Origin of the sequence: Pseudomonas sp. B28(2017) (assembly GCF_002113025.1) — a bacterium.
In the GTDB taxonomy this organism is placed as follows: domain Bacteria; phylum Pseudomonadota; class Gammaproteobacteria; order Pseudomonadales; family Pseudomonadaceae; genus Aquipseudomonas.
Map to the genome: position 1 here is coordinate 586,796 of NZ_NEJH01000002.1, position 18,792 is coordinate 605,587.

Consider the following 18,792-nt stretch of genomic DNA (forward strand, 5'->3'; position numbering starts at 1 on the left):
CCTTAGCCGGTGTTTCGCAAACCGGCGGCAATTCCCGCGACAGACACCAGCAACGCCTGTTCTACCGGGCTGCCCTGCGCCACGTCCTGCAATCGCGAACGGGCCAGCAACTCGGCCTGCAATAGATGAAGCGGGTCGAGGTAGGTGTTGCGCAAGCGGATGAACTCAAGGGTCGCCGGGCTATGTGCCAGCAGCTGCGACTGCCCGGTCAGGCCGAGAACGATGGTGCACGCCTGCGACAATAGGTCGCGTAAGTGTGCACCCAATGGCAACAGATCCGGCTCGACCAGACGTTCATCGTAGGACTGAGCAATCTCGGCATCAGCCTTGGCCAGGACCATTTCCAGCATGTCGATGCGGGTGCGGAAGAACGGCCACTGCTCACGCATCTGCCCCAACAGTTCGCCTTCACCACGCTCCAGTGCCTTGCTCAGGGCGGCCTCCCAACCCAGCCACGCCGGTAGCATCAGGCGTGTCTGGGTCCAGCCGAATATCCATGGAATCGCCCGCAGGCTTTCGATTCCCCCGGCCCGACGCTTGGCCGGACGACTGCCCAGCGGCAAACGACCAAGCTCCTGTTCCGGCGTGGACTGTCGGAAGTACTCCACGAACTGCGGATTTTCCCGCACCACGGTGCGGTAAGCGCTGACACCGTCTGCGGCCAGCTCGTCCATCAAATGGCGCCACTCAGGCGTTGGTGGCGGCGGAGGCAGCAAGGTCGCCTCAAGCACGGCGGCCAGATACAGGTTGAGGTTCTGTTCGGCGATGTCCGGCAGGCCGAATTTGAATCGAATCATTTCGCCCTGTTCGGTAGTGCGGAAACGCCCCGCCACCGAACCCGGTGGCTGCGACAGGATCGCCGCGTGGGCCGGGCCGCCGCCACGCCCCACGGTGCCACCGCGACCGTGGAACAACAGCAGTTCAACGGCGTGCGAGCGGCAGATATCCACCAGGCGCTCCTGCGCCCGGTACTGCGCCCAGGCCGCCGCAGTGGTGCCGGCGTCCTTGGCCGAGTCGGAGTAACCGATCATCACTTCCTGCGGCCCTTGCAGGCGCGCGCGATAGCCCGGCAACAGCAGCAGCTTCTCGATCACCGGACCTGCGTTGTCGAGGTCGGCCAGGGTTTCGAACAGCGGCACTACGCGCATCGGCCGCAACACGCCGGACTCTTTGAGCAACAACTGCACAGCCAGGACATCGGAAGCCGCACCGGCCATGGAAATCACATAGGAACCGAGGGATGCCTGCGGCGCAGCAGCGATTTCCCGGCAGGTCGCCAGCACTTCGGCGGTGTCGGCGGAGGGCTTGAAGTACGCCGGCAGCAAGGGACGACGATTGCTCAATTCGCGCATCAGGAAGGCGATGCGCTCTTCTTCACTCCAGTCCTCGTAGCGGCCCAGGCCAAGGTAGTCGGTGATTTCGGTCATGGCGGCGGTGTGCCGCGAGGAGTCCTGGCGCACATCCAGACGAACAAGGAACAGACCAAAGGTCACTGCCCGGCGCAGACAATCGAGCAACGGCCCGTCGGCGATCACGCCCATGCCGCACTCGTGCAAAGAGTGATAGCAAAGCTCCAGTGGATCGAGCAGTTCGCGGTTGTCTTGCAACACATCGGCCGGTGCCGGCGTTGGTGCCGACAACGAGGTGTGCGCCCAATTGCGCGTCGCCCGCAGGCGTTCACGCAGCTGTTTGAGCACTGCCCGGTAAGGTTCGGCGCTGTCTCCCGCCTTGGCCTTCAATTCATCGCTGGCCTGCTGCATCGACAGTTCAGCCGCCAGGTGATCGACATCGCGCAGGTACAGATCAGCCGCCATCCAGCGCGCCAACAGTAAAACTTCTCGGGTAACCGCCGCCGTCACGTTCGGGTTGCCGTCGCGGTCACCGCCCATCCACGAGGCAAAGCGAATCGGTGCCGCCTCCAGTGGCAAGCGCAGGCCGGTGGCGGCGTGCAGGGCCTGATCGGCCTTGCGCAGATAATTGGGAATGGCCTGCCACAGCGAATGCTCGATCACCGCGAAACCCCACTTGGCTTCGTCCACCGGCGTCGGACGCGTGCGGCGAATTTCTTCGGTGTGCCAGGCTTCGGCGATCAGGCGCTGCAAGGTGGTCTTGATCTGCCCGCGCTCGGCACTGGTCAGGTCACGGTGATCCTGAGCCGCCAGTTGCGCGGCGATGGCGTCGTACTTCTGGATCAGCGTGCGACGCGCGACTTCGGTGGGATGTGCGGTCAGTACAAGCTCGATTTCCAGTCGCCCCAGTTGCCGGGCCAGCGCTTCGGCGCCATGCCCCTCGGCGCGCAGGCGGGCGAGCAATTCCGGCAGCACCCGGGCTTCGAACGGCGCCTGTTGCGACTCCTCGCGGCGGTGAATCAACTGGTACTGCTCGGCGATGTTGGCCAGGTTGAGAAACTGGTTGAACGCCCGCGCCACAGGCAGCAATTCGTCTTCGGTCAACTGGTTGAGGCTGGCACTGAGTTCGGCGTCCATGGAGCCGCGCCGGTCAGCCTTGGCGCCCTTGCGGATCTGCTCGATCTTGTCGAGAAAACCGTCGCCATATTGTTCACGAATGGTGTTGCCCAACAGCTCACCCAACAGGTGAACGTCCTCGCGCAAGCGTGCATCAATATCGGTCATCAGCAGGTCTCCAGCAAAAATCCGGGCGGCTACGAACCTAGAGAGTGCCGCCCCAGACCGGTTCTTACAAGCAAGACGACGAAGGGCCTTTAAACCTTGCCTGTTGAAGCTAGTCTGAAGATAAGCCGTACAACGACTATCGCCGGCCAATGCCGGACACTCACCCTGCCTGCCACGAGCGGGAGCGCCATGAGGTCAATATGAAAATCCGCGAGCTTGCCCACCACTGGGAAGAAAACGCCAAGGGTCGCCTGACCGACACCGGCTACTCGATTCACCTGGACGTCGAGTCGGCCGCACGGCTGGCCGCGATCATCGAGATGTACCCCAAGCGGCATCCCGAAGAACTGCTCGGCGATCTGATCGGCGCCGCGCTGGAAGAACTGGAAAGAAGTTTCCCGTACGTCAAAGGCTCGACCGTGGTCGCCACCGACGAAGAAGGCGATCCGCTCTACGAAGACATCGGGCCGACGCCGCGTTTCCTGGCGCTGTCCCGTCGGCACCTGCACGATTTGTCGATGCCTGACGACAAACAGAATCACTGAACCTTGTGGGAGCGAGCCTGCTCGCGAAAGTGGTGTATCGGTCAACATCAATATTGAATGTTAAATCGCATTCGCGAGCAGGCTCGCTCCCACATTGGGTCCTGTACTGCCATCGAAACGCTGTTACTGCTCCAGCTTCTGCGGCGTTTCCTGCCCCATGCAGCGCACGGCTTTTTTCTTGCTGTCGACCAGCACACCGGTCAGGCCTTTTTGTTCCATGTCGAACAGCACCAGCACGCCATCGATGCACTGCGCCACCTGGGCTGCCGGCTCCAGGGAGACTTTGTAGTCTTCACCCGGAATGGTCTTGAGCATGGTGAACTCGTTGAGCAGCAACGCATCCTCAGGCTTGGCGAAGTGCAGGTAGCCGTACCACCACAGGGCACCGACGGTGCCGAGGATGCTGCAGATACCGGTGATGATCAGCGGGATGGCGTTACGTTCTTCACTCATTGCGGGCTCTCTGGTGGTTCATCTTCTGAATTCTGGGCTGCCGGATAATTGGGGATTTCACCCAGGCGGCGCAGGCCGTTGAAATGCTGCGGATCCTCGAGATAACGCAGCATGACTTTGCGCCAGACCGGATTGGCGAACGTCTGCACATGACCGCCACGGGTCAGTTGCAGCACCCGCGGCGGCGGCGCAGCTTGATACAGTCGGATGCCGTTGGAAAGAGGCACGATCGGATCGTCGATGCTGTGGTAGAGCAGTTTCGGCACATCCTTGAGTTGCGCCATGGAGTTGATCGCGCTGTCGCCGTCCGGCACCAGCCATGACAACGGCACCTGGAACGGCCAGGTCAACCATGAGGTGCTCAGGGCAAACCGACCCACGCTGCGGTAACTGGCGGGTGCGCCATCGAGGACGATGGCCTTGAGTTGTTTCTGCCGTTGCGGGTGCTGGACCAGGTAATGCACGGCCATCGAGCCACCGAGACTCTGGCCGAGCAGTATCAGCGGCTTGCCTTGAACCTCGGGCGACTTGTCCAGCCAGGCGAATGCCGCATCGATGTCCCGATAGATCGCCGGCAGGCTCGGCTTGCCTTCGGACAAGCCATAACCGCGATAGTCCACAAGCAACACCTGGTAACCATTTTTCGGCAACCAAAAGCTCCCGCCGAGGTGCATGGGCAGGTTTCCACCATTGCCGTGCAGGTGCAGCACCGTGCCCTTGACCTCGAGCCCCTGCTTCGCCGGCAGCCACCACGCATTCAGCTTGAGGCCATCGGCGGTGTTCAAGGTGACGGTGCGGTACTCGAGCCCGGCCTTTTCCGGGGTGAACAACTGGCCTGGTTCGGGGTAGAACAGCAGCGAGCTGCAACCGCTCAAGGCCAGCAGAAGGCAGATGATGCCGAGGGTTCTCATCCGTTGAAACCTCGCTGGAAATGGGGATGGAATACACAACCCTGTGGGAGCGAGCCTGCTCGCGATGACGGTGTGCCAGACAACACAATGGTTGAATGTTAGTCCGCTATCGCGAGCAGGCTCGCTCCCACAATGGTTCGCGTCACCGTTAGAGGATGTTGGAGTAATCCGCCTCGATCCGGTCCAGGCTCAGATGGTTGAGGAAGTTGGAGAAACACATCCACGCCGACAACGCATTCATGTCACGGAACTGTTCCGGCAGGTACTTGGGCGGTACCACCAGGCCTTCATCCACCAACTGGCGCAAGGTGCGCATGTCTTCCAGGGTGGTCTTGCCACAGAACAACAGCGGTATCTGCTCCAGCTTGCCTTTACGCACGGCCAGTTGAATGTAGTTGTAAATCATGATGAAGCCCTTGAGGTAGGACAAGTCTTTGGTAAATGGCAGACCTGTCGGCACCGAGCCGCGGAAAACGCGACTGGCGTTGCTGTAGCTCTCGGGCATCTCGAAGCCTTGTTCACGGAAGAACTCGAACACCTGCAGGAAATCCGCGCCCTCCTCCACCATGTGAATGGCCCGCGTGCGGTTGGTCAGCTTGCGCAGGCGGCTCGGGTAGGAGGCAAAGGTGATGATTTCCATCAGGATCGCCAGGCCTTCCTGGGTCACCGTCGACGAGGGCGGCCCCTTGGACAGGAAGGTGCAGATCGGCTGATTCAGACCATTGAGTGTCGTGCCTACATGCACCAGCCCTTCGTGGACTTCCAGGGCCCGCACGTCACGCTCGTTGAACATCGCGTCAGTGCGGATCTTGATGTAGTCGGCACCGGCCGCCGCATCGGCGACAATCCCGTCGGACTCGAACACCCGAATGGTTTCCTCGGCTTCGCCAAACACCTTGTTCAAGCGATGCTGCAACATATCAACCGCATCCTTGGCAGTCAGCGTTTTCGGTTCATCTTTCAGATCGCCACGGCCGTCGATGTTGTTCAGGTATTCGGACAGCATCATGCCCAGGTCGGACAGGGTCGGGTCGCCGGCATGGAACGCGTCGGAGGCGGCGCCGTACAATTCCTGGGAAATCAGGCCGAAATCCTCTGTGCCACGCGCTTCGAGCATGCGCACCACCATGCGGTATTCCTTGCACATGCGCCGCATGATCTGCCCGACCGGGTTGAACTGGCCAAGCTGGCGGGTGATATCGCGCTCGATATTCTGGAACTCCAGCTTGACTTTGCTGGAGTCGAACGCCAGTGGCCGGTTGAGGTAGTAGTCACGGTCCACTGCCGGCATTTCCTTGCCCTTGGCCTTGAGGAAGCCCTTGCGAATGTTGTCGTCCCATTTGACCGCATCAAGGACACGGATCGGTGTCTGCGCCAGCACGATGCGATCGGACAAAATGCGTATCGACTGTTGGTAATCGTCCACCCGAAACTCCTGTAGAAGCCTGCTGTTGCCGGTTATTTGGCTTTGGCCTGACGCTGGTAGCGCACCGCTTCGACGAACACATCGGAATTGGCCGGGTCGTCGAGGTAGGCGGTGACTTGATCCATGTTGCTGTCGATCAGTACGCCATCGCCGTCGTTGGTCTGGAAGCTCTCACCGCTCAGGGCTTTTTGCTTCATGGCCTGGTTGATCTGGTCGAGGTCGAGGTTGTAGACCACCAGCTCATGCTTGTCGGTCAGCTCAAAACCGCCAATGGCGAAATGCCCGCCGAACTGCGCCGGCACCTTCGCCGACAGATACCAGCGGTTGCCATGGCGCGACACAGTGAAGGAATAGGCCTCCCGCTCCCTGGGCCTGGCCCGGTAATAGCTGACGGCCTGATAGCGGTTGCCGCCGATGCGGGTCAGTTCGAGGTTGAGCGGCTCGCCCCAGCCATTGGTGCTGGTCCATTTGCCGAGCAATCCCTTGGGCGCGGGCTCGCTTGCAGGCAGCGGCTCCTTGAAGGTCACCAGACAGCCACTGAGCAGCAGGAACGACAAGGCGATCACAACGACACGCCAGTCTTTCATTCAACACTCCCTTTTCAACACACTCCCACAGGGTAAAGCACCAGCCGGAACTACTCCGACGCCAGCACCAGGTGCATGTAGCGCGTCAGGATACCGAGCATTTCCTCTTCGGCGGCAGGCTCGCCTGCGTTGAGCAGCCCCTGATATTCCATCCGGCCGATAATCGCCGTCAACACCTTGGCATCCTGATGCGGCTCGCGCGAGCCCAACACCTGGAACAGCTGGCAGGAGCCCTGCAACAGGATTTGCTGATGCGAGCGCACCAGTTCGGCCAGACGCGGGTTCAGCAACGCTTCCTGGCGGAACGCCTGCTCGGCCATCAAATGCTCACGGCGATTGACCAGTTGCCGGTGAACGTAATCGGTCATCAGCCGTGCAATGTCGTCCGCTAGTTTCGAGCGCGCCTGCGGGCTGCCATCGCCACTGGCGATCATGTCGCGCAACAGCCCCTCGTTGTTCACCCACAGCTTGCCCATGTACGCCGCACTGCGCTCCACGTATTGGGCGAAGGTATCGGTGAGCAAGTCATCGATATCCTTGAAGTAGTAAGTGGTCGCAGACAACGGCACTTGCGCCTCGGCGGCCACCGCACGGTGCCGGACGGCACGCACGCCATCGCGCACGACAATGCGCATCGCGGCGTCGAGAATCTCCTGTCGTCGCTGTTCACTGCCCTGTCGGCTGGCCTTGCGACCCTGGTACTGAACGCTTTCAGCGACCGCAGTGGCGATACCCGCTGCACCTTCTTGAGCCATTGCACGAATCACGACAGGTATTTCCTCTCAGATGAAAGTAACAAGTTGATACGTTTGTACCAGACAGGCAATAAAAAACCGCCTGAAAAGGCGGTTTTTTAATTGAAGCACTTACGCTTGCGGCCGCATGTGCGGGAACAGGATCACGTCGCGGATCGACGGGGAGTTGGTCAGCAGCATCACCAGGCGGTCGATACCAATGCCTTCACCCGCCGTTGGCGGCATGCCGTACTCCAGCGCACGAACGAAGTCGGCGTCATAGTGCATGGCTTCGTCGTCGCCGGCGTCCTTGTCGGCCACCTGGGCCATGAAGCGCTCGGCCTGGTCTTCCGCGTCGTTCAACTCGGAGTAGGCGTTGGCGATTTCACGACCACCGATGAACAGCTCGAAACGGTCGGTGACGTTCGGGTTCTCGTCGTTACGACGGGCCAGCGGCGACACTTCGAACGGGTACTGGGTAATGAAGTGCGGCTGCTCCAGCTTGTGCTCGACCAGCTCTTCGAAAATCATCACCTGCAACTTGCCCAGGCCTTCGAAGCCCAGCACCTTGGCGCCGGCCTTCTTCGCAATAGCGCGAGCCTTGTCGATGTCGTTCAGGTCGTCAGCGGTCAACTCGGGGTTGTACTTGAGGATCGAGTCGAACACCGACAGACGCACGAACGGCTCGCCGAAGTGGAACACCTTGTCGCCGTACGGCACGTCGGTGCTGCCCAGAACCAGCTGAGCCAGTTCGCGGAACAGTTCTTCGGTCAGGTCCATGTTGTCTTCGTAGTCGGCGTAAGCCTGGTAGAACTCCAACATGGTGAACTCAGGGTTATGACGAGTCGATACACCTTCGTTACGGAAGTTGCGGTTGATCTCGAACACTTTTTCAAACCCGCCAACAACAAGCCGCTTGAGGTACAGCTCCGGCGCAATACGCAGGAACATGCCCATGTCCAGTGCATTGTGGTGGGTTTCAAACGGCTTGGCTGCCGCGCCGCCAGGAATAGTCTGCAGCATCGGCGTTTCCACTTCCAGGAAGTCACGCTTCATCAGGAAGCTGCGGATGTGGGCGATGACTTGCGAACGCACGCGGAAAGTCTGGCGCACGTCTTCGTTGACGATCAGGTCAACGTAGCGCTGACGGTAGCGCTGTTCGGTGTCGGTCAGGCCGTGGTGCTTGTCCGGCAGCGGGCGCAGGGATTTGGTCAGCAGGCGCACGCTGGTCATTTCAACGTACAGGTCGCCTTTGCCGGAACGGGCCAGGGTGCCCTCGGCGGCGATGATGTCGCCCATGTCCCAGGTTTTCACCGCGGCCAGGGTTTCTTCGGACAGGGTCTTGCGGTTGACGTAGACCTGGATTCGCCCGGTCATGTCCTGGATCACCATGAACGAGCCACGGTTGAGCATGATACGACCGGCAACCTTGACCGGGATCGCAGCCTCTGCCAGCTCTTCCTTGGTCTTGTCCGCGTACTGTTTCTGCAGTTGATCGCAGTAGTTTTCGCGGCGGAAGTCGTTCGGGAAGGCATTGCCCTTGGCGCGCTCGGCAGCAAGCTTTTCCTTGCGCAGGGCGATCAGGGAGTTTTCTTCCTGTTGCAGGGCTTGCGGATCGAGTTCTAGGTCGCTCATGTCTTTAGATATTCCATCTGGTTCGTTGCCCCCGGCCTGCGGTCGGGGATCGCCAGCAAGCTGGCTCCTACAGGGGATCGGGGGGGTGTCAGCCGATCCCGTATTGCATTGCTTACAGCCCGGACTTCAGGCTCGCTTCCAGGTATTCATCGATATCACCGTCGAGTACCTTGTCGCAGTCACTGCGCTCGATGTTAGTGCGCAGATCCTTGATGCGCGAGGCATCGAGTACATAAGAACGGATCTGATGACCCCAGCCGATATCGGACTTGGTGTCTTCCAGCGCCTGGGACGCTGCGTTGCGCTTCTGCATTTCCTGCTCGTACAACTTGGCCCGCAGCATTTTCATGGCGGTGTCTTTGTTGGCGTGCTGGGAACGTTCGTTCTGGCAGCTGACCACGGTGTTGGTCGGTACGTGGGTGATACGTACGGCCGAGTCGGTGGTGTTTACGTGCTGACCACCGGCACCGGAGGAGCGATAGGTGTCGATCCGCAAGTCTGCCGGGTTGATTTCGATTTCCACCTTGTCATCGATCTCTGGCGAGACGAATACCGCGGAGAACGAGGTGTGGCGACGGTTGCCGGAGTCGAACGGACTCTTGCGCACCAGACGGTGTACGCCGATCTCGGTCCGCAACCAGCCAAACGCGTATTCGCCCTTGATGTGCACGGTCGCGCCCTTGATCCCGGCGACTTCACCGGCGGACAGCTCCATGATGGTCGCATCGAAACCGCGTTTGTCGGCCCAGCGCAGGTACATGCGCAGCAGAATGTTGGCCCAGTCCTGGGCTTCGGTGCCGCCGGAACCGGCCTGGATGTCCAGATAGGCGTTGTTCGGGTCCATTTCGTTGCTGAACATGCGGCGGAATTCCAGCTTGGCCAGACTTTCCTCGAGACGGGCCAGTTCGGCGACGACATCGCCCACTGCGCCTTCGTCGTTTTCTTCGACGGCCATGTCCAGCAGGTCACGGCAATCGGCCAGACCGGTCTTCAGCTCGTCCAGGGTATCGACGATTTGCGCCAGCGCAGCGCGCTCGCGGCCCAACTCCTGGGCATATTCAGGTTTGTTCCAGACACTCGGATCTTCAAGCTCGCGATTGACTTCGGTCAGACGCTCATGCTTTTGATCGTAGTCAAAGATACCCCCGAATAGTTTCGGAGCGCTCGGACAGGTCCTTGATGGTGTTCAGGATCGGGTTGATTTCCATGACGGGCAGCACTCGTTGGCGAACTTTTGAAAGCCGGCGAGTATACCGGGAAACGGCCGGTAACGGCAGTCCGCCTGGCCGAAAAGCCAAGTCCCTGTAGGAGCGAGCTTGCTCGCGAGAAACGCTCAGGCACCGCGTTTATTCAGATAGCCATCGCCATCGTTAACGACCATCGCGAGCATGCTCGCTCCTACAGGGGGATTCGGTTCAGCCGATCCCCACCTGATTGCGCCCATTGTTCTTCGCCAGGTACAGCCCCTTGTCCGCCGCCAGGATCAGGTCACGGCAATTGCTGCCGGTTTTCGGGGTAATGGTCGACAGGCCGATGCTGATGGTCAGGCTCGATCCTTCAGTCGGGGCAATATGCGGGATTTTCAGCGCCTCCACGGTCATGCGCAGTTTTTCCGCCACAAGACGCGCACCGCCCTGGGAGGTATTGGGCAGTACCAGGGCGAATTCTTCACCGCCGTAACGAGCCGGCAGGTCGGACGGCCGGGCACTGGCGTCGCGGATCGCCGTGGCGACCATGCGCAAGGCCTCATCGCCTTCCAGGTGGCCGAAGGTGTCGTTGTAGGTCTTGAAGTAATCCACATCGATCATCAGCAACGACAACTGGCTCTGTTCACGCAGCGAACGGCGCCACTCCAGCTCCATGTACTCATCGAAGTGCCGACGGTTCGACAACCCGGTCAGGCCATCGGAGTTCATCAGGCGTTGCAGCACCAGGTTGGTGTCGAGCAACTGCTGCTGGCTGACCCGCAACGCGCGATACGCCGCGTCCCGTTGCAGCAAGGTCATGTAGGAGCGCGAGTGATAGCGGATGCGCGCGACCAGTTCGATGGTATCCGGCAGTTTGACCAGATAATCGTTGGCCCCGGCCGCGAAGGCCGCGCTCTTGATCAGCGGATCTTCCTTGGTTGACAGGACGATGATCGGAATGTCCTTCGTCGCCGGATGATTGCGGTATTCGCGCACCAGGCTCAGACCGTCAAGGCCGGGCATGACCAGATCCTGCAGGATCACTGTCGGTTTGATGCGGACCGCGTGGGCAATGGCCTGGTGCGGATCGGCGCAGAAGTGGAAGTCGATGTTTTCTTCGTTCGACAACCCGCGCCGTACTGCCTCGCCGATCATCGCCTGATCGTCCACCAACAACACCATGGCGGCATTTTCGTCAGTCTTGAAGTCATCGAGCTGTAATTCATTCATGTGCGTTCACCTGAGAACTGCCTGTGCCAGGATTGCTGCTAATGGTAGTCATTTTGGAAAGATCTCCAGCAATCGTGGCGCTATCTTTTCCAGCGGGCGTATTTCCACGGCAGCGTCGATGGCCGCGGCCGCCTTCGGCATGCCGTACACCGCACTGCTGTTTTGGTCCTGTGCGATGGTCAGGTAGCCCTGTTGGCGCATGAGTTTAAGCCCTTGGGCGCCATCACGCCCCATACCGGTGAGCAAAACCCCCACGGCGTCACCGTTCCAGTGACTGGCCACGCTCTCGAAGAACACATCGATGGAGGGCCGGTAGATCTCGTTGACCGGCTCGGCGGTGTAGGCCAGCGTGCCGTTTTTCAGCAAGCGAATATGGTGATTGGTGCCGGCCAGCAATACCGTGCCGCCTTGCGGCGGCTCGCCTTCCTCGGCCAGGCGTACATCAAGGCCGCTGGCGCTGCCGAGCCATTCGGCCATGCCGGCGGCAAACACCTGGTCAACGTGTTGCACCAGCACGATGGCCGGAGAGAAATCACGCGGCAGCCCCTTGAGCAAGACTTCCAGCGCTGCCGGCCCGCCCGCGGAGGAGCCGATGGCGATCAGGCGCTGGCGCGAGGCCGAACTGCGCAGAGGACTCGGAGCGTTCGGCGCCTGCTTGCTCTTCTCGCCGATCAGCCAGCCGATGTTCATGATCTTGCGCAGCAACGGCGCCGCTGCTTCCTGGGCATTGCCGGCACCGAGGGCCGGGGTGTCGACCACATCCAGCGCGCCATGGCCCATGGCTTCAAACACCCGATGCACGTTCTGTTGCCGATCCACAGTGACAATGACGATGGCACAGGGCGTTTCGGCCATGATCCGCCGGGTGGCTTCCACCCCGTCCATCACTGGCATGATCAGATCCATGAGGATCAGGTCCGGCGTCTGCTCGGCACACTTTTGCACTGCTTCCTTGCCATTGCCGGCGACCCAGACCACCTCGTGCGTCGGCTCGAATGCCAGGGCGCGGCGCAGGGCTTCCACCGCCATGGGCATGTCATTGACGATTGCGATCCTCATGCACGCGCTCCTCCGATGAGATCGACCACAGCATCGAGCAAGGCGTCGTCATGAAAACTGGCCTTGGCTAGATAATAGTCGGCCCCGGCATCCAGTCCACGGCGTCGATCCTCTTCACGATCCTTGTAGGACACCACCATCACCGGCAACGACTGCAGGCGATTGTCCCGACGCAGCAGCGTGACCAGTTCGATGCCATCCATGCGCGGCATATCTATGTCGGTGATCAGCAGATCGAAATCCTCCGAACGCAACGCGTTCCAGCCATCCATGCCATCCACCGCAACCGCCACGTCGTACCCACGATTGAGCAACAGCTTGCGCTGCAACTCTCGCACGGTCAGGGAGTCATCCACCACCAGAATTCGCTTGCGGGCCGCCTCGACCACCTGATTACCGTGACGGGCAATGCGCTCCAGGCGCCCCGTATTGAGCAGTTTTTCCACCGAACGCAGCATGTCTTCGACATCGACGATCAGCACCACCGAACCGTCGTCGAGCAAGGCCCCGGCGGAAATGTCCTGCACCTTGCCCAGACGCTCGTCCAGCGGTAGCACCACCAACGTCCGCTCACCGATAAACCGTTCCACCGCCACGCCGTAGATTGCATCGCGTTCGCGAATCACCACGACGTTCAGGGTTTGCCCGCTGTTCTGGCTGGCCGGGCGTTGCAGCAATTGGCTGGCCGCCACCAGGCCGACATGCCGGCCTTCGTGCCAGAAGTGTTGACGACCTTCGACCTGCACGATATCCGCCGGCTCCAGATCGCACATGCGCTCGATGTGCGCCAGCGGGAAGGCATAGGCTTCGTCGCCGACTTCCACGACCAGGCTGCGCACCACCGACAGGGTCAGCGGCACTTCAAGGTGGAAACGACTGCCCTCGCCTGCCGTTTGCTCCAGCAGCACCGCGCCGCGCAACTGCCGCACCATGTGCTGCACCGCATCCAGGCCGACGCCGCGACCGGACACCTCGGTGACCGTATCGCGCAGACTGAAGCCGGGCAGGAACAGGAACGTCAGCAACTCTTCTTCGCTCAACTGCGCGGCGGTTTGCGCAGGCGACAAATTTCGCTCAACGATGCTGCGACGAACCTTTTCCAGATCCACGCCGTTGCCGTCATCGCTCAATTCCAGCACCAGCAGACCGGCCTGATGCGAAGCTCGCAGGCGAATCAGGCCTTCAGCCGGCTTGCCCGCCAGCAGACGTTGTTCCGGGGTTTCGATGCCATGGTCTACCGCATTGCGCAACAGGTGAGTCAGTGGCGCTTCGAGCTTTTCCAGCACGTCGCGATCAACCTGAGTCTTCTCGCCTTCAATCTCCAGTCGCACCTGCTTGCCCAGGTCGCGTCCCAGATCGCGGACCATTCGCACCTGCCCGGTCAGCACGTCGGCAAACGGCCGCATGCGACAAGCCAGTGCCGTGTCGTACAACACCTGCGCCCGCTGGCTGGCATGCCAGGCGAACTCATCGAGTTCGGCGTTCTTTTCCATGAGCAACTGCTGGGATTGCGCAAGTAAACGGCGCGCGTCCTCAAGGGTTTCCTGAACCTCCAGGCTCAAGGCGTGATCCTTGAGGTGAACGTTGAGACTCTCCAACGCTCGCAGGCTGTTGCTCTGCATGCGCTTGAGTCGCTGCATGGTCGCCAGGTGCGGTTTGAGCCGCTGGGTTTCCACCAGGGATTTGCTCGACAGATCGAGCAGGCTGTTCAGGCGCTCGGCGGTGACACGCAGCACACGCTCGCCATTTTCGGCGGTGCGTGGGCTGCGCGGGGCTGGTGGCGGTTCGGCGGCGGGCGCCACCGGCTCGACCTTGGGCGCAGGTGCTTCGAGCTGAAGTTCGGCCATCACCGGTGCGGCGGGCGTACCCGGCGTACCAGCAGGATCCGGCAACAGCGTCATCAACGCCACATAGGCCTCGATGTCCGCAGACTCCGGACTGTTGCCCGGCGTGGCGATACGCATCAGCAAATCGGTGCCTTGCAGCAACGCATCGATGTGCTCGGGGCGCAGCAACAGGCGCCCTTCCTGGGCACTGACCAGACAGTCTTCCATCACATGGGCGACGCTGACCCCGGCATCGACGCCGACGATTCGCGCCGCGCCCTTGAGCGAGTGCGCGGCACGCATGCACGATTCAAGATGATCGGCCTGGGTCGGGTCACGCTCAAGCGCCAGCAGGCCGGCACTCAAGACCTGGGTCTGGGCTTCGGCTTCCAGGCTGAACAGCTCCAGCAAAGAGGTGTCGCGCATTTGCTCGGGGGTCATGTGAGGCTCCGGGTCACGGCGGACAGCAGCTGTTCTTCATCCAGCCAGCGCAGGCTGCGACCTTTGAATTGCAGCACGCCACGGGTGTATTTGGCGCTCGCCTGCGCACCTGAGCACGATGCGGTATCGAGGATGCGCTCGTCGATGGCGTGGATCCCGTCGACTTCATCTACCGGCACCACCACCGGCCCACCATGGGCCGCGATGATCAGCATGCGCGGGATGACCCGCGCACCGGGTGCCACGCTGCTGGTGCCGTCGAGGCCGAGCAGCTCCACCAGCGATAGGCAGGCGACCAGCGCGCCGCGCACATTCGCCACGCCGAGCAAGGCACGGGAACGCTGATGCGGCAAGGAGTGAATCGCTTGCAGCGGCGCCACCTCGACCAGACTGCGGGTCGCGAGACCCAACCACTCTTCACCCAGACGGAACATCAACATCGAGCGGGTTTTCACCTCGTTCTCGACCGCGACGGACACTGGCCCGCGATCTTCCTGCTGCAATGCATAGCGATCGAGCAAGCGTGTGGCGGCCGCTGAATACACCGCACAATTGCGGCAATGAACATGTTCGGCCAGCAACGGGCAGGACTTGTCGCCGTGGATACCGATACGGTTCCAGCAGTCGTCGATGGCCTGGGCATCCCGGGTGACGCTGAAGGTATCGGAGGCGGTCATCGTTTACGCTCACTGTCAGCGGCGCGCCCGCTACGCACGGCACGCGCCTGCAATCGTCTGGCTCCCGCCGCGTCGCCCTGGGCCTGCAGCAACGCGGCCAGGTGCATCAACGCGTCGGGATGTTGCGGTTCGAGGTACAACGCCTTGCGATAAAAACCCTGGGCTTCCAGGACGTTTCCGGCGACATCGCTGAGCAGCCCCAGCCAATAGAACACCTGGGCTACCGGTTCATGGCTGCGCAAATAGCTTTCACAAGCAGCCCTCGCCTCGGCGCTTTTGCCTTCATTGGCCAGCGCGGCGATGTTCGCCAGCAGCACCGCGGTATCGGTACCAGACGATTTCGGCGCAGCAGCCAGCGGCACGACACTGGCGAATGGACGACTGCGCGCTGGCGCAGGAGGTGGAGTGCGCAGCGGTTGCGGCACGGGCAATGGTGCTGGAACGTATGCCGGCAAGGGTTCAGGGTCCGAAGTCCCCTGTCGACTGAACGCGAAGGACTGCGCGATACCGATCGAGCGCATCCCCAAACGCCCCAGCAGGCCGCCTTCGGCCGGGCCGATAAACAGCACGCCGTCAACGTGGGTCAGACACTTGAGCACTTCGAAGACTTGCTTCTGGGTCGGCTGGTCGAAATAGATCAACAGGTTGCGACAAAACACGAAGTCGAATGACGGCTCACCGGCCAGCAAGGCCGGATCCAGCAGATTGCCGACCTGCAAGCGCACCTGTTCCTGCACACGCGGGTTCAGACGATAGCCATCACCCTCGGCCATGAAGTGGCGGTCGCGAAACGCAATGTCGTCACCTCGAAAGGAATTCTTGCCGTACAAGGCTCGCCTGGCTTTTTCCACCGACAACGGGCTGACATCCATGCCGTCGACCTTGAACTGGTGTGGCTGGAGCCCGGCATCGAGCAACGCCATGGCGATCGAGTACGGCTCTTCGCCAGTGGAGCACGGCAAACTGAGAATCCGCAGTGCGCGCAGGTTGTTGATCTCGGCCAGACGCTTGCCCGCCAGTTTCGCCAGCGTGGCGAATGATTCCGGATACCGGAAGAACCAGGTTTCCGGAACGATCACCGCTTCGATCAATGCCTGCTGCTCGTCCCGCGAGCTCTGCAAGGTTCGCCAATACTCATCGGCTGAGGGTGCTTGCGAGGCAATGCTGCGCTGACGCACCGCTCGCTCGATGATTGCCGGCCCCACCGAGGTCACGTCGAGTCCGATACGTTCCTTGAGGAAGTCGAAAAAACGCTGATCGCTGTTCATGGCCGCTCCTGCAGCAGCGACGGATCCATTGGCGGCGAGGGAAACAACAATGCGCGCACTTGATCCTCCAGTAGATCGCTGACCCGTACCCACTGCAGCAAGCCCTGCTCGTCCTTGCGGACCGGCCCGAGGTAAGGTGTCTGGCGATTGTCCAGGCCGTAAGGCTGAAAGTCCGCCGGATCGCAGCGCAAGGTGACGGTCGCCTGCTCCAGAATCAGCCCGAGCAGCTGCGTCTCGCAGGCTTCATCCGGGCGATAGTTGACCAGCACCAATCGAGTGCTGGTACGGGCCTGTGCAGGCGTACCAAACGTCAGTGCGCTCAAGTCGATCACCGGCACCACGGCACCCCGATAGGCGAACACTCCGGCGACCCAGGCGGGGGCATGGGGAATGGGCTTCAAGGGCAGGCGCGGCAGTACCTCCGCCACTTCGACAGCCTTCAAGGCATAGCGCTCGTTGCCAATGCGAAACACCAGAAACAATGCATGCGGCGCCTGCTTCACGGCAGAGCGTTTGGCCGTGATTTCGCTCATCAGACTTTGAATCGCGAAACGCCGCTGCGCAGCCCGACGGCCACCTGGCTCAGCTCATCGATGGCGAAACTGGCCTGGCGCAGAGACTCGACCGTCTGGCTGCTGGCATCACCCAACTGCACCAGCGCATGGTTGATCTGCTCGGCGCCGGTAGCCTGGGCCTGCATGCCTTCGTTGACCATCAGCACCCGCGGCGCCAACGCCTGGACCTGATGGATGATCTGCGACAACTGCTCGCCGACCTGCTGTACCTCGGACATCCCGCGACGCACCTCCTCGGAGAACTTGTCCATGCCCATGACCCCGGCCGATACCGCCGACTGGATCTCGCGCACCATTTGCTCGATGTCGTAGGTGGCCACAGCCGTCTGGTCCGCCAGGCGCCGCACTTCGGTGGCGACTACGGCAAAACCGCGTCCGTATTCCCCGGCCTTCTCGGCCTCGATGGCAGCGTTGAGCGACAACAGGTTGGTCTGGTCAGCGACCTTGACGATGGTGACCACCACCTGATTGATGTTGCCGGCCTTCTCGTTGAGGATCGCCAGCTTGGCGTTGACCAGATCGGCCGCGCCCATCACCGAGTGCATGGTTTCCTCCATGCGCGCCAGGCCCTGTTGCCCGGAGCCGGCGGCCACGGAAGCCTGATCGGCGGCGGTGGAGACCTCGGTCATGGTGCGTACCAGGTCCCGGGAAGTGGCGGCGATCTCACGGGAGGTCGCGCCTATTTCCGTGGTGGTGGCGGCGGTTTCCGTGGCGGTGGCCTGTTGCTGCTTGGATGTGGCGGCGATCTCGGTCACCGACGTGGTCACCTGCACCGACGAACGCTGGGCCTGGGACACCAGAGAAGTGAGCTCGGTCATCATGTCGTTGAAACCGGTCTCCACCGCGCCGAACTCGTCCTTGCGTTCCAGGTTCAGGCGGCTGCTGAGGTCGCCAGTGCGCATGATCTCGAGGATTTTCACGATGCGGCTCATCGGCGCCATGATGGCGCGCATCAATAGCAAACCGCAGAGACCGGCAGCCAGCACCGCCACCAGCAGGGAAATGCCCATGCTGATTTTTGCCGCAAGTACCGCGTCGTCGATGGCGGCCATTTCGTGATCGGCCACCGCTTTGTTTTCGCGGATGATGTCGTTGAGCTTGTTGCGGCCTGCGGTCCAGGCGGGGGTCAGTTGCTCGGTGAACAACTTGACGGCCTCGGGCCCCTGGTTGCGGCTGTGCAGATCGAGTACTGCCGCCAGAATCCTGCTGAACTCCTCGTGCCGTTGTTCGAAAGCGGCAAACTCGACCTTGTCTTCGTCGGTCGTGATGGTGTTGCGGTAGTTACCCATCTGCTCCAGCAGACGCGCTTCGAAAGCCTTGAACTCCGCAGCGTCTTCACTGCTGATGCCCTGCCCTTCTTTCAAACCGAGCAATTCCTGTGTCTGCAGGAAGGAGTCGACCCAGGCGCTGCGAATCATCGAGCTGTAGTAAACCCCCGGCAAAGCGTCGTCCCGGACGCTGGCTTCGCTCTCTTCGATCTTCAGCAATCGCGAATAGGAAAGGACCACCATCAGCAACATGATTGTGATAATGACCGCAAAACTCGCCAAAATGCGTTGGCGCAACGTCCAGTTCTTCACAGTCAATCCTCGGGTCTGATTCGAA

Annotated in this window: 15 protein-coding genes and 1 pseudogene; 1 reads left to right on the forward strand and 15 read right to left on the reverse strand. The window is 61.2% G+C overall.

Features of this window, described 5'->3' with window-relative positions:
• Positions 1 to 2 precede the first annotated feature (2 nt).
• Complete coding sequence (gene ppc, locus CAF65_RS07510) at positions 3 to 2,633, reverse strand: phosphoenolpyruvate carboxylase (RefSeq protein ID WP_085715726.1); 2,631 nt, start codon at positions 2,631 to 2,633, stop codon at positions 3 to 5.
• Positions 2,634 to 2,833: 200 nt separating this feature from the next.
• On the opposite strand from ppc, the gene CAF65_RS07515 reads away from it, so the two are divergent.
• Positions 2,834 to 3,178 carry a pilin assembly protein gene (locus CAF65_RS07515; RefSeq protein ID WP_085715727.1) on the forward strand — a complete coding sequence of 115 codons (345 nt, stop codon included), beginning with the start codon at positions 2,834 to 2,836 and terminating at the stop codon, positions 3,176 to 3,178.
• Positions 3,179 to 3,301: 123 nt separating this feature from the next.
• Here CAF65_RS07515 and CAF65_RS07520 read toward each other — a convergent pair whose 3' ends face one another.
• The 14 genes and pseudogenes from CAF65_RS07520 to CAF65_RS07585 all read right to left on the reverse strand — a co-directional run bounded on the left by CAF65_RS07520 (position 3,302) and on the right by CAF65_RS07585 (position 18,767).
• The gene (locus tag CAF65_RS07520; RefSeq protein WP_008051386.1) at positions 3,302 to 3,631 is read right to left on the reverse strand and encodes a hypothetical protein; all 330 of its coding nucleotides are present in this window, start codon (positions 3,629 to 3,631) and stop codon (positions 3,302 to 3,304) included.
• Entirely contained in the window at positions 3,628 to 4,542 is a 915-nt protein-coding gene (locus CAF65_RS07525; protein WP_085715728.1) for an alpha/beta hydrolase, read from the reverse strand. The genes CAF65_RS07520 and CAF65_RS07525 overlap by 4 nt, the downstream gene beginning before the upstream one ends.
• A 148-nt stretch (positions 4,543 to 4,690) precedes the next feature.
• A complete protein-coding gene (locus CAF65_RS07530) occupies positions 4,691 to 5,968 on the reverse strand; it encodes a flavohemoglobin expression-modulating QEGLA motif protein (protein WP_008019601.1) in 1,278 nt (425 codons plus the stop codon).
• A gap of 32 nt (positions 5,969 to 6,000) precedes the next feature.
• Positions 6,001 to 6,555 (reverse strand): hypothetical protein, encoded by a 555-nt coding sequence (locus tag CAF65_RS07535; protein ID WP_085715729.1) that lies wholly within the window; start codon positions 6,553 to 6,555, stop codon positions 6,001 to 6,003.
• 50 nt (positions 6,556 to 6,605) lie between these two features.
• Positions 6,606 to 7,310 carry a TetR family transcriptional regulator gene (locus tag CAF65_RS07540; protein WP_085715730.1) on the reverse strand — a complete coding sequence of 235 codons (705 nt, stop codon included), beginning with the start codon at positions 7,308 to 7,310 and terminating at the stop codon, positions 6,606 to 6,608.
• 111 nt (positions 7,311 to 7,421) lie between these two features.
• On the reverse strand, positions 7,422 to 8,924 hold the full coding sequence (gene lysS / locus CAF65_RS07545) for a lysine--tRNA ligase (protein ID WP_085715731.1): 1,503 nt from the start codon (positions 8,922 to 8,924) through the stop codon (positions 7,422 to 7,424).
• A 112-nt stretch (positions 8,925 to 9,036) separates the two neighbouring features.
• Positions 9,037 to 10,132, reverse strand: a protein-coding gene (gene prfB, locus CAF65_RS07550) for a peptide chain release factor 2 (protein WP_143492085.1) whose coding sequence is annotated in 2 segments (ribosomal slippage) — positions 9,037 to 10,059 and positions 10,061 to 10,132 — 1,095 coding nt in all. Because the reading frame shifts where the segments join, the coding sequence is not laid out codon by codon here.
• A gap of 125 nt (positions 10,133 to 10,257) precedes the next feature.
• Positions 10,258 to 11,341, reverse strand: a pseudogene (locus tag CAF65_RS07555) (diguanylate cyclase domain-containing protein).
• Positions 11,342 to 11,389: 48 nt separating this feature from the next.
• A complete protein-coding gene (locus tag CAF65_RS07560) occupies positions 11,390 to 12,400 on the reverse strand; it encodes a chemotaxis response regulator protein-glutamate methylesterase (RefSeq protein ID WP_085715734.1) in 1,011 nt (336 codons plus the stop codon).
• A complete protein-coding gene (locus tag CAF65_RS07565) occupies positions 12,397 to 14,667 on the reverse strand; it encodes a hybrid sensor histidine kinase/response regulator (protein ID WP_085715735.1) in 2,271 nt (756 codons plus the stop codon). The genes CAF65_RS07560 and CAF65_RS07565 overlap by 4 nt, the downstream gene beginning before the upstream one ends.
• Entirely contained in the window at positions 14,664 to 15,344 is a 681-nt protein-coding gene (locus CAF65_RS07570) for a chemotaxis protein CheW (protein ID WP_085715736.1), read from the reverse strand. Before CAF65_RS07570 ends, CAF65_RS07565 begins: the two co-directional genes overlap by 4 nt.
• Positions 15,341 to 16,612, reverse strand: coding sequence for a protein-glutamate O-methyltransferase CheR (locus tag CAF65_RS07575; RefSeq protein WP_085715737.1), 1,272 nt, complete (start codon positions 16,610 to 16,612; stop codon positions 15,341 to 15,343). The genes CAF65_RS07570 and CAF65_RS07575 overlap by 4 nt, the downstream gene beginning before the upstream one ends.
• On the reverse strand, positions 16,609 to 17,145 hold the full coding sequence (locus CAF65_RS07580; protein WP_085715738.1) for a chemotaxis protein CheW: 537 nt from the start codon (positions 17,143 to 17,145) through the stop codon (positions 16,609 to 16,611). The genes CAF65_RS07575 and CAF65_RS07580 overlap by 4 nt, the downstream gene beginning before the upstream one ends.
• A complete protein-coding gene (locus tag CAF65_RS07585; protein ID WP_085715739.1) occupies positions 17,145 to 18,767 on the reverse strand; it encodes a methyl-accepting chemotaxis protein in 1,623 nt (540 codons plus the stop codon). The genes CAF65_RS07580 and CAF65_RS07585 overlap by 1 nt, the downstream gene beginning before the upstream one ends.
• Positions 18,768 to 18,792: the final 25 nt, after the last annotated feature.